The sequence below is a fragment of the Catonella sp. genome, assembly GCF_052169795.1.
GTDB lineage: Bacteria > Bacillota > Clostridia > Lachnospirales > Lachnospiraceae > Catonella.
The window spans coordinates 1-10,864 of the sequence record NZ_JBQNBU010000073.1 but is presented as its reverse complement, the minus strand read 5'-3'; the positions used below and the strand labels follow the sequence as shown (position 1 = coordinate 10,864).

General features: G+C 36.9%; 10 protein-coding genes. 9 read left to right on the top strand and 1 reads right to left on the bottom strand.

Annotated features, from left to right (window positions below; translation table 11 throughout):
- Positions 1 to 19 precede the first annotated feature (19 nt).
- The 9 genes from ACTTKP_RS09560 (at position 20) to aspS (ending at position 10,090) form a co-directional block, all read left to right on the top strand.
- On the top strand, positions 20 to 544 hold the full coding sequence (locus ACTTKP_RS09560) for an adenine phosphoribosyltransferase (RefSeq protein WP_442553675.1): 525 nt from the start codon (positions 20 to 22) through the stop codon (positions 542 to 544).
- Between the two features lie 70 nt (positions 545 to 614).
- Positions 615 to 1,460: an undecaprenyl-diphosphate phosphatase gene (locus ACTTKP_RS09555; protein ID WP_442553674.1), complete on the top strand. Its 846-nt coding sequence runs from the start codon at positions 615 to 617 to the stop codon at positions 1,458 to 1,460.
- 216 nt (positions 1,461 to 1,676) lie between these two features.
- The gene (locus ACTTKP_RS09550) at positions 1,677 to 3,935 is read left to right on the top strand and encodes a RelA/SpoT family protein (RefSeq protein ID WP_442553676.1); all 2,259 of its coding nucleotides are present in this window, start codon (positions 1,677 to 1,679) and stop codon (positions 3,933 to 3,935) included.
- Positions 3,935 to 4,582: an MBL fold metallo-hydrolase gene (locus tag ACTTKP_RS09545; protein WP_442553673.1), complete on the top strand. Its 648-nt coding sequence runs from the start codon at positions 3,935 to 3,937 to the stop codon at positions 4,580 to 4,582. Before ACTTKP_RS09550 ends, ACTTKP_RS09545 begins: the two co-directional genes overlap by 1 nt.
- Before the next feature lie 20 nt (positions 4,583 to 4,602).
- Positions 4,603 to 6,090, top strand: coding sequence for a coproporphyrinogen dehydrogenase HemZ (hemZ, locus tag ACTTKP_RS09540; protein WP_442553672.1), 1,488 nt, complete (start codon positions 4,603 to 4,605; stop codon positions 6,088 to 6,090).
- Entirely contained in the window at positions 6,090 to 6,743 is a 654-nt protein-coding gene (locus ACTTKP_RS09535) for an HD-GYP domain-containing protein (protein ID WP_442553671.1), read from the top strand. Before hemZ ends, ACTTKP_RS09535 begins: the two co-directional genes overlap by 1 nt.
- An 8-nt stretch (positions 6,744 to 6,751) precedes the next feature.
- On the top strand, positions 6,752 to 8,002 hold the full coding sequence (gene hisS, locus ACTTKP_RS09530) for a histidine--tRNA ligase (RefSeq protein ID WP_442553670.1): 1,251 nt from the start codon (positions 6,752 to 6,754) through the stop codon (positions 8,000 to 8,002).
- A 9-nt stretch (positions 8,003 to 8,011) separates the two neighbouring features.
- Complete coding sequence (locus ACTTKP_RS09525) at positions 8,012 to 8,275, top strand: hypothetical protein (protein WP_442553669.1); 264 nt, start codon at positions 8,012 to 8,014, stop codon at positions 8,273 to 8,275.
- A gap of 27 nt (positions 8,276 to 8,302) precedes the next feature.
- A complete protein-coding gene (aspS, locus tag ACTTKP_RS09520; protein WP_442553668.1) occupies positions 8,303 to 10,090 on the top strand; it encodes an aspartate--tRNA ligase in 1,788 nt (595 codons plus the stop codon).
- A 217-nt stretch (positions 10,091 to 10,307) separates the two neighbouring features.
- Here aspS and ACTTKP_RS09515 read toward each other — a convergent pair.
- Positions 10,308 to 10,864 (bottom strand): Rpn family recombination-promoting nuclease/putative transposase (locus ACTTKP_RS09515; protein WP_442553667.1); only part of this gene is annotated, 557 nt, incomplete at its 5' end.

Genomic DNA, 10,864 nt, shown 5'->3' with positions numbered 1-10,864 from the left:
TGAATGGAGTTGAGATATAATGAAAAAAATCGAAGACTATATTAGAACAATACCTGATTTCCCTGAAGAAGGGGTTATGTTTAGGGATATAAGCACTGTACTTTCAGATAAGGACGGGCTTAGGATGGCTGTTGACCAAATGGCAGCAGCCTTAGGAGATGAGGATTTTGACATAGTGTTAGGTCCTGAATCCAGAGGTTTTATTTTTGGAGTGCCTATTGCTTATAATATGCATAAGGCTTTTGTACCTATCAGAAAAAAAGGAAAGCTTCCGGGGGAGACTGTATCAGTAGAGTATGACCTTGAATATGGTAGTGCAGAGCTTGAGGTTCATAAAGATGCTATTAAGCCGGGTGACAGGGTTGTCATAGTTGATGACTTGATCGCAACAGGCGGAACAACCGAGGCTATTTGTAAGCTTATTGAAAAACTTGGCGGAACAGTTGTAAAGATTGTTTTTCTAATTGAGCTTGAGGGCTTGAAGGGAAGAGATAAACTTAAGAATTACAATATGATTTCTATAGTTAAGTACCCGGGAAAGTAAAGCGGGACTGCACACACTGGTTTATATTGGGCGTCTATAGCGGCGTCCATTTTGTATATATGAGGGGATTATGGAAGCTATATTTGAAATTATAAAAGCTATTATTTTTGGAATAGTTGAAGGTGTGACAGAATGGTTGCCGGTGAGTTCGACAGGGCATATGATAATTTTACAGAATCTGATGCCGTTAAATGTATCACCTGCTTTCTGGAAAATATTTGAAGTTGTTATTCAGCTTGGCGCAATTATGGCTGTAGTTCTTCTGTACTGGCGCAGGCTTTTGCCTGTAAAACAGGATGCGGGCAGGCTTAAGGTGAAGATTGGAACCATAGAGCTTTGGATTAAGATAATAGTTGCCTGTCTGCCGGCAGCTGTAGTAGGTATTGCTCTTGATGACTTGATAGATGAGTATTTGTACAAAACCGGAGTAGTGGCATCAGCTCTTATAGTAGTGGGAGTTATGTTTATTTTAGTAGAAAGCCTCATTGCAGAAAATCATAATGTGGATAAACTTTCTGATATAACATATAAAGATGCACTAATAATTGGAGTTTTTCAGCTCTTAGCAGCAATTTTTCCGGGTACATCAAGATCCGGTGCAACCATTATAGGTGGCTTGATAATGGGACTTTCCAGAAAAACTGCGGCTGAATTTACCTTTTTTTTAGCAATTCCGGTTATGTTTGGAGCAAGTTTATTAAAAACGGTTAAATACATGGTATCGGGTGGTACAGCCTTTACAGGTCTTGAAGTTTGTATTCTTGTAGTAGGTACGATTACTGCTTTTATAGTTTCACTATGGGTAATCGGATATTTGATGTATTATATTAAAAAGAAAAATTTTAAGGGGTTTGGATGGTATAGAATAGTAGTAGGAATAGTTATTATAATATATTCAATAGTTGTTAAATCTTGATTTTTATTATTAATGGCAATATAATAATACAAGTGTCAAAAGTACTTGACACCCACATCACATAATTATAGATATGCAATCAGTAAGAAAGGATGGCTGTCAGGCTTTAGGTGGAATATGGCAGATAATGAAAAAAATATTATAAAAGGCAAAGAAGATATAAGAAATCAAATTACTAATTTTATATCTTCTGATGAAAATATAAAGAAAAAGGTAATGGCTTCTGAAAAGGAGCTTGATTCGTTTGCAGAATTTACCCCTAAAGAAGTACTGTTTGATAAATTAATTAAAACCATATATGAATATCACCCATCTACAGACATTGCACTTATAAAGAAAGCATATGAACTTGCAGATAACTGTCATAAAGGACAGCTTAGAAAGTCAGGAGAGCCATATATATGTCATCCTCTCTGTGTTGCAATAATTTTAGCGGAACTTGAACTGGACAAAGAAACAATAATTGCAGGAATTTTACATGATGTCGTTGAAGATACTGCCTGCAGTCCGGAAGAACTTAGAAAAGAATTTGGAGAAGAGGTAGAGACCTTGGTGGACGGAGTAACCAAACTTACTCAGCTTCAGTACTCCAAGGATAAGGTAGATGTACAGGCAGAGAATTTAAGGAAGATGTTCCTTGCAATGGCGAAAGATATAAGGGTTATACTTATAAAACTTGCAGATAGGTTGCATAATATGCGTACGATGGAGTATCAGTCTCCTCATAAACAGATAGAGAAATCAAGAGAGACGATGGATATTTATTCTCCTATAGCTCAGAGACTTGGAATAAGCAAGATTAAGGTTGAACTGGATGATTTATCATTGAAATACCTTCATCCGGAGGTATATAAGGATTTAGATGAAAAAATCAGAAAAAAAGCCATGGTAAAAGGCGAGTTTATCAAATCCATTGAAAGAGAAGTTGCAAATCATATCAAGGCAGCCGGTATAGAGGCTACCATAGGAGGCAGGGTTAAGCATTATTTCAGCATTTATAAGAAGATGGTTAATCAGAACAAGACTTTCGACCAAATATATGATGTATTTGCAGTAAGAATAATAGTGGATAATCTCAAGGATTGTTATGCTTCTTTGGGAGTAATTCACGAGATGTATGTACCTATACCGGGGAGATTTAAGGACTATATTTCTATGCCAAAGTCAAATATGTATCAGTCTTTGCATACAACTGTAATAGGACCTGAAGGACAGCCTTTTGAAATTCAGATTCGTACCTATGATATGCATAGGACAGCAGAGTACGGAATTGCCGCACATTGGAAATATAAAGAAGGTAGTGATGGTAAGAATGATAAAGCTAGTGAGGAAGAAAAGTATAACTGGCTGAGACAGATTCTTGAGTGGCAGACAGATATGTCTGATAATAAAGAATTTCTCAGTGCAATTAAGTCTGAATTAAATATTTTTTCAGACAGTGTATACTGTTTTACACCTACGGGAGATGTAAAAAATCTACCGGTAGGTTCTACACCTATAGACTTTGCTTATAGCATACATTCTGCGGTAGGACATAAGATGGTAGGAGCAAGGGCTAATGGAAAGCTGGTGACTATAGACTATGTCATTCAAAATGGTGACAGGATAGAGATAATAACTAGCCAGAATTCAAAAGGCCCAAGCTTTGACTGGCTTAAACTTGTTAAGAGTGCACAGGCAAGGTCTAAGATAAATCAGTGGTTTAAGGCTGAACTCAAGGAAGACAATATAATTAGGGGCAAGGAGCTTATGCTTAATTATTGTAAGGCACATTCCCTTGTTCTGAGTGACTTGTTAAAGTCTGATTATATGCAGGCCTGTATGCAGAAATATGGTTTTAAGGATTGGGATTCTATTTGTGCTGCAATAGGCAGGGGTGGACTTAAAGAAGGCCAAATAATAAATAAACTTGCGGAAGAAAAGAAGAAAAAAGAAGCTTCTGATATTACAGATGAAGATATTTTAGATAAATATGGAGACCAGTCCGTAACTCCTGCTAAAATAAGCCGTTCTAAAGGAGGAATTTTAGTAAAAGGTATCCATGATGTGGCAGTGCATTTTTCAAAATGCTGCTCACCGGTACCGGGAGATGAAATAGTTGGTTTCGTAACCAGGGGCAGAGGTATTTCCATACATAGGACTGATTGCATCAATATGATGAATCTTCCTGAAGAGGACAGAGACAGGTTGATTGAGGCAGAATGGTCACTGGAAGCAACTACGCAGACAGATAAGCTATATACTACGGAAATTAAAATATATGCTAATAACAGAAGCGGTCTTTTGATAGAAGTTTCAAGAGTGTTCACAGAAGCGGATATTGACATAGCCTCTGTTTCAGCAAGGACTAATAAGCAGGGAATAGCAACTATTGACCTAATGTTTGAGATAAAAGGAAGAAACCATCTCAACAGCCTTGTGTCTAAGCTTAGGAGTCTGGATGGAGTAATAGACATAGAGAGGACGGCAGGCTGATGAAGATAGAAGTTGAAAAGCTGGTATTAGGTGCAGTAAATACCAATGTTTATTTGATTTTTTATAATGGCAATTGTATTATTATAGATCCTTCAGATGAGGCAGAGAAAATAATTGCTCTCATAGAGGAAAAGGGAGCAAGACCCTTAGCTATACTCTTAACACATGGACATTTTGACCACATTATGGCAGCACCTATGCTTGCGGAAAAATATGGAATAAAAATTTATGCCGGAGAGGCTGAAAGACAGCTTTTACAAGATTCTATGTTAAATTTGGGTAAGAGTTTTTTAGGAGTAGATTTTACTTTGGAAGCAGATAAATATTTAAAAGGCGGAGATGAACTTGAATTTGAAGGCTTTAAGCTGAAAGTAATATACACTCCCGGGCATACGGTTGGCAGTATAAGTTTTTATTCAGATGATTTAGAGGAGAATGAAAGTTTTAAAAGGGTTATATTCACCGGTGATGCATTATTTGCAGGAAGCATAGGAAGGGTAGACTTTCCTACCGGCAATGAAGCAGTTATGAGGAGAACTCTTACTGATGTGATTAAGAAAATTCCACAGGATACAGTTGTATTAGCAGGACATGGCATGGCTACAACTATAGAAAGAGAACTGTCACATAACCCGTATTTAATTTAGGAAGGATGAGATAAAATCAGATGATAGAAATAAGGCTTGAAGATACGGCCTTTGAACAAGATATAAGACCATTAGTGCGGGCATTTTTTAGCATTGAAGAAATGAAAGTTACAGTCTGTAATTTTGAAGAGCCTGAAAATGTCATAGTTTCACCATCAGACTGCATATTGTCGGTGCATAATACAGAGTTTGTTATTGATATGTGGTTCAAGGATGATAAGAAGAGAAATATAAGAAAAAAATTTGTATATGATGAAGTGGAAGAGGACAGAAGGCTGTATAAAAATGAGTTAAAGAAGGTACTGTATCATATCTTAAAAGAGTATACCGGTAATGAATTGCCTTGGGGGACACTTACGGGTATAAGACCTACTAAGATAGCTTGTGATTATATAGAAGAAGGAAGAACAGAAGATGAAGTAAGAAGATTTTATCATGAGCAGTATCTATGTGGAGAGGAGAAAACAGAATTATCCATAGAAATTGCAAAGAAAGAAAATCTACTGTTGAAGGAAATGGATTATAAAAATGGTTACAGCATATATATAGGCATACCGTTTTGTCCTACTACCTGCCTTTATTGTTCCTTTACTTCATATCCTATAGGTACTTATAAAAAGAAGGTGGGAGAATATTTAAAAGCACTTTTTAAGGAAATAGATTTTGCTACAACTATTTTACCTCATAAAAAACTTACAACTGTTTATATAGGAGGTGGAACACCGACTGCACTTTCTGCGGAAGAACTTGAAATGCTGTTAGAATATATTAACCTTAAATTGCCTATGGCTTCGGTAAAGGAATTTACAGTTGAGGCGGGAAGACCTGACAGCATAACAAGGGATAAGTTGAAGGTGATGAAGAGGCTTGGTGTTAAGCGAATGTCTATAAATCCACAGACTATGTCTGATAAAACTCTTAAGTTTATAGGAAGGATGCATGATAGCGAATCTGTAAGGCGAGCCTTTGTTATGGCAAGAGAAGAGGGAATGGAAGATATAAATATGGATCTTATAGTGGGGCTTCCGGGAGAGACAGTAAAAGATACCGAATATACCTTGTCAGAGATAAAAAAATTAAATCCTGATGATCTTACAGTCCATGCTCTTGCTATAAAAAGGGCAGCAGCACTTAAGCTTAAGCTGAATGAGTTGTCAGATATGATTCCTACAGATACAGCACTTCAGCAGAGGCTCACTTATGAGTTTGCTAGGGAAAACGGTTATGAGCCTTATTATTTATACAGGCAAAAGAATATAGCAGATAACTTGGAAAATGTGGGTTATGCGAGGTCAGGAAAAGAGGGGTTGTATAACATATTAATTATGGAAGAAAAACATCCGATTATCGGCTTGGGAGCGGGTTCGTCCTGTAAGTTTGTTTTTAGAGAAGGAAACAGGATAGAACGGACGGAGAATGTGAAGTTTGTTATGGACTATATTGAACGGATTGATGAAATGATTGAGCGTAAGAAAAAATTTTTAGAAGAATTTGGAGAAATGCTGTAATGGGTAAAGCTGGCATGAGTTGTAAGACATCCCATGAAATCATTTTAGAGATTGATTTGGATGACTTGGTAAAACATGGTATAGTTGTAAGCAATTTAGCCGAAATGGTAACAAGGGAACTTGGATTTCAAAATGACTTTATTGATAAGATGGCACAGGCAGGTCTTCTGCATGATATTGGAAAATTAAGAATTGCCAACTATTTATATGGAAGACAGAATGGAGAGCTTAAGGTAGAAGAGATTAAATATGTAAGGATGCACTCTGTGCTAAGTTATGGTATACTGAAAAAACAGGGCTATGAACATGTTATTTTGGATGCAGTTCTTTATCATCATGAAAACTATGATGGTTCAGGTTATCCGAATAATCTTAAAGGTGAGAATATACCGATAGGTGCCAGGATTCTTAGAATCTGTGATGTTTTCGGAGCTTTGGTTGCACATAGACCATATAGGGATGCATTTTTACCTGATAAGGCTATAAGGCTGATGATAAAAGAGATTAAAAATTTTGACATGGAGTGTTTTCTAGCTCTTCAGAGGATAGTTAATAGCAAGAGGTTTGATAAGCTTGCAGGAATAATTGAAGACAATAAAAAAAGCAGTAATAAGATTTATCAAAAAACAGAGATGAATTTAGATTTGTGGTGAGGAGTATTATGATAACAAATAGACCAAGAGGTACACAGGATTGGTTCGGGGAAAATATGTGGAAGCGTACAAAGATTGAGGCTATAGCAAGAGAGCTTTGTAATGCGTATAATATAGGAGAAATTATAACTCCGGCCTTTGAACATACTGTACTTTTTAACAGGAGTGTTGGAGATACTACAGATGTAGTACAAAAGGAAATGTATACTTTTAAGGATAAGGGAAATAGAGAAATAAGCCTTAAACCTGAAGGTACAGCAGGAACTATAAGAGCATATCTTGAAAATAACTTATATGCTCTGCCGCAGCCTATTAAGATGTTTTATTTTACTCAGGCTTTCAGATATGAAAGACCTCAGAGCGGAAGGCTCAGACAGCACCATCAGTTTGGTGTGGAATTTGTAGGCTCTCCAAGTCCTATGGTAGAAGTGGAGCTTATTACACTTGTAAGCGAATTTATAAAGAGAATAGGGCTTAAGGATGTAAAGCTTCATATTAATAGTATAGGCTATGGAGATTGTAGAAAAAATTATAATGATGCACTTTTAGGCTATCTTAAAGGATATGAGTCTGAACTTTGTGAGGATTGTAAGGTAAGAATGCAGAAAAATCCTTTAAGGGTTATAGATTGTAAGGTGCCAAGTTGCAAAGCTATAGTTGAGAAAGCACCAAGAACTATTGATTTTCTTGACGAGGAGTGCAAAAATCATTTTGATACCTTACAGAAAATGCTTACAGAGCTTAATATTCCATTTGAGATAGACACAGGAATAGTTAGAGGACTTGATTATTACACTAAGACCGTATTTGAATTTGTTGATAAAGATGGATTCACCCTCTGTGGCGGTGGAAGATATGACGGTCTTATAAATGAAATAGATGGTAAGCAGAATATCCCTGCTGTAGGATTTGGAATGGGTATTGAGAGAATACTCTACTTCCTTGAAAAAGAGGGAGTGAGCCTTGGCGAAATGCCACATCCTAAGCTCTATGTAGGTACTATGGGAGAGGAAGTTAAGGCAAAAGCTTTTGAAATAGTTACCAAGCTTAGAAATAAAGGAATTATAGTAGAAACCGATTACCTTGACCGTTCAGTAAAGGCACAGATGAAATATGCAAATAAGCTGGGGGCAGACTATACAGTTATTATAGGATTAAATGAAATAGAGAGTGGAATAGTTAGGCTTAAGCAGATGGAAACAGGTGAGGAGACTGAAATTAAATTAGAAGAGATAGAAGAAAAGATTGGGAAGGGATAAGAAAAAAGTATGGGCAGAGATGGAAATGTGATGGTATGGGATTCAGAGAGGCAGATATTTAATGAACTTACACCGATAGAAATCCTTACAAATTTATTGCATGAAAATAGTATTGAATGTCAGCTTTTTATGGCTTGGCTTCCTCAGGTAAAGAGTGTTTTTCTTTACAGGAGAAAAAGAATGGAGATAGTGTTTATAGATGGAATGACCTATAATATTCCCAATATGCCTTATTTGTATGATAAGTTATTTTCAATGAGACATGGGGCTTAAATAATTTTAGAATAAGAGGATGGTATTATGGCAGAATCAATGAAGGGTATGCACAGAACCCACAGATGTACAGAACTTAATAAGGAAGATATTGGCAAAACAGTTACCGTTATGGGCTGGGTTGCGAAGTACAGGAACAAAGGAGGTCTTATTTTTATTGACCTCAGAGACCGTTCGGGTATTTTACAGCTTGTATATGAGGAGCAGGATTGCGGCAGTGAAGTTTTTGAAAAAGCTGCAAAGCTTCGTAATGAGTATGTAATTGCTGCAACAGGTGTAGTTACTGAGAGAGCTGCAATAAATGAGAATATTCCTACGGGACATATTGAAATAAGGGTTAAGGAAACAAGGATTCTCTCAGAGGCTGAAACCACTCCTTTTGAAATAGTAAGCGACCTTAAGACCAAGGAAGAATTAAGGCTTAAATACAGATATCTTGATCTTAGAAGACCTGATATGCAGGAGAAGCTTATGCTTAAGAGCAAGGTTCTCCGTCTTATGCGTGACTTTATGGCAGATGAAGGCTTTGTTGAGGTAGAAACACCTATTATGTGTAACTCCACTCCTGAGGGAGCAAGAGATTATCTTGTGCCAAGCCGTGTAAATCAGGGTTGTTTTTATGCACTTCCACAGTCTCCACAGGTGCTTAAACAGCTTCTTATGCTTTCAGGATTTGACAGATATTTTCAGATTGCACGCTGCTTTAGAGATGAGGACTTAAGAGCAGACAGACAGCCGGAGTTTACTCAGGCGGATATGGAGCTTTCTTTTGTAGATGTGGATGATGTGCTTGAAGTAAATGAACGTCTTATTAAACACATAATGAAGGAAACAAAAGGAATAGATATAGAACTTCCACTTCCGAGGATGAAATGGCAGGATGCTATGAATGACTACGGTTCAGACAAGCCTGATACAAGATTTGAAATGAAGCTTGTGGATGTATCTGAGGTAGTTAAGGGCTGTGGTTTTGGAGTATTTACATCAGCCCTTGAAATGAAGAACGGAAGTGTAAGAGGTATAAATGTAAAAGGACAGGCAGGTATGCCTCGTAAGAAGATAGATGCCCTTGTGGACAAGGCTAAGGGATTTGGTGCAAAGGGACTTGCCTATCTTACTGTAAATGAAGACGGTACATATAAGTCTTCTTTCTCAAAGTTTATGACAGAGGAAGAACTTGACAAACTCGTACAGACTATGAAGGGTGAAAAGGGAGACTTGCTTCTCTTTGCGGCAGATAAGACTTCACTTGTATGGAATGTACTCGGAGCTTTAAGACTTGACCTTGGTGAAGAACTTGGTCTTATAGACAAGTCTAAATTTAATTTTCTTTGGATAGTGGAATTCCCATTGCTTGGCTGGAATGAAGATGAAAATAGATTCCAGGCTGAACATCACCCATTTACAGCACCTATGGAAGAAGACTGGGAAAATGCAGATAAAGATCCGGGCAGTATAAGAGCTAAGGCTTATGATATAGTATTAAACGGCTATGAGCTTGGTGGAGGATCTGTGAGAATTTATCAGAATGATGTGCAGGAGAAGATGTTTGAACTCCTTGGTTTTACCAAAGAAGAGGCACATAATAAATTCGGCTTCCTGCTTGATGCCTTTAAGTACGGAGTGCCTCCTCACGCAGGACTTGCTTATGGTGTAGACAGATTTGTAATGCTTCTCGCAGGTGCTGAGAATATTAGAGAGGTAATAGCCTTCCCTAAGAATAAGGACGCTATGGATTTAATGCTTGGCTCACCTAATGCGGTTGATACAAAGCAGCTTGATGAGCTTGGGATTATGATTAAAAAGGCAGAATAACAGATTTGTGATTTAAGCCGAAGGTATGTCTAAAGTAGGTAGTGTAACCTTATGATTGATTCCTGCGTTAGTTAAAATTATTTAAAGGCTTCTCTGTAAATTTATTATTGAATTCAGAGAGCCTTTTTAAATCTACAAAACCGATATTTTTAAAATTAGAATTTAAAAGTATTAAGTCAAAATTTTGTGGATGATAGTTGCTATATCATTAAATTTGTTACAGAGCCAGAATTTTCTTCTCAGACAGGCCGGTAATTTCTGCAATCAGGCTAAAAGGCAGACTTTTTTTCTTCATGTCTTTGGCCATTCTGATTTTCTCGTTTTCAGCTCCACGCTTTTCACTTTCTTCTTTTTCTTCTCTAATAATTTTTTCTAACATTTCATTCATTTCTTTTCTGCCTCCTTCGCTTATTTTAAACCTAGCTTTAATCTCGCTTGTAATAGGAAAATCCTCAATATTATAAGCATCGTCTTTTATAAACAGCTCCATGAGCTTTGAGACTTTAGAACCATCCTTTTTAACTGTGGTTACATATATTTCAGTAAGCCCATTGTTGATGATTTCACCAGTTTCATGAACCACTTTATCTACATGGTAGACCGGAAACCCACCTTTAAATATGTCAAACTTAGATATGAAGATAATGCAGACATCGGGTACAGATTCAAACTTAGTGCCGGGATTAGTTATATTTGTAGTCAGGATAGATCCGTTGTAGCGTACCCTTTTTAGATGGTCATCATCATTTTCTTTTTGGACTTCAATATTGATAT

Excerpts from the sequence above, each read along its gene's own strand:
- ACTTKP_RS09560 (WP_442553675.1), top strand. The coding sequence starts at position 20 with ATGAAAAAAATCGAAGACTATATTAGAACAATACCTGATTTCCCTGAA.
- ACTTKP_RS09555 (WP_442553674.1), top strand. The coding sequence starts at position 615 with ATGGAAGCTATATTTGAAATTATAAAAGCTATTATTTTTGGAATAGTT.
- ACTTKP_RS09550 (WP_442553676.1), top strand. The coding sequence starts at position 1,677 with ATGGCTTCTGAAAAGGAGCTTGATTCGTTTGCAGAATTTACCCCTAAA.
- ACTTKP_RS09545 (WP_442553673.1), top strand. The coding sequence starts at position 3,935 with ATGAAGATAGAAGTTGAAAAGCTGGTATTAGGTGCAGTAAATACCAAT.
- hemZ (WP_442553672.1), top strand. The coding sequence starts at position 4,603 with ATGATAGAAATAAGGCTTGAAGATACGGCCTTTGAACAAGATATAAGA.
- ACTTKP_RS09535 (WP_442553671.1), top strand. The coding sequence starts at position 6,090 with ATGGGTAAAGCTGGCATGAGTTGTAAGACATCCCATGAAATCATTTTA.
- hisS (WP_442553670.1), top strand. The coding sequence starts at position 6,752 with ATGATAACAAATAGACCAAGAGGTACACAGGATTGGTTCGGGGAAAAT.
- ACTTKP_RS09525 (WP_442553669.1), top strand. The coding sequence starts at position 8,012 with ATGGGCAGAGATGGAAATGTGATGGTATGGGATTCAGAGAGGCAGATA.
- aspS (WP_442553668.1), top strand. The coding sequence starts at position 8,303 with ATGGCAGAATCAATGAAGGGTATGCACAGAACCCACAGATGTACAGAA.